Genomic DNA, 243 nt, shown 5'->3' with positions numbered 1-243 from the left:
ACGCCACCCAGCCTTGCGTCGTCAGCGGCGACCACCGCCGGCAGAAGGCGACGACGCTGGCCGCCGGGGTGTTGGGATCGGTCGCCGCCTTCTTCTCGGCGGTGCGGCGCATCGCAATCTGCCCGGGCCAGCCGGGATGCTGCGCCAGGAACCCGGCGTAGCTGTCGAACGGCAGCGCATCGGTCTGCTGTAGCGCCTTCCACTGCGCGATCGGCTGCGCCATCCCCGGCAGCGGCGCGGCGG

General features: G+C 73.3%; 1 pseudogene. It reads right to left on the bottom strand.

The features are described 5' to 3' along the window. Positions 1–243 (bottom strand): annotated as a pseudogene (locus tag AX685_RS22585) (lytic transglycosylase domain-containing protein); the annotation flags it as partial.

The sequence above is a fragment of the Sphingomonas sp. CCH9-F2 genome (assembly GCF_001556735.1).
Taxonomy (GTDB): domain Bacteria; phylum Pseudomonadota; class Alphaproteobacteria; order Sphingomonadales; family Sphingomonadaceae; genus Sphingomonas; species Sphingomonas ginsenosidimutans.
This window is presented reverse-complemented; position numbering and strand designations above follow the sequence as displayed.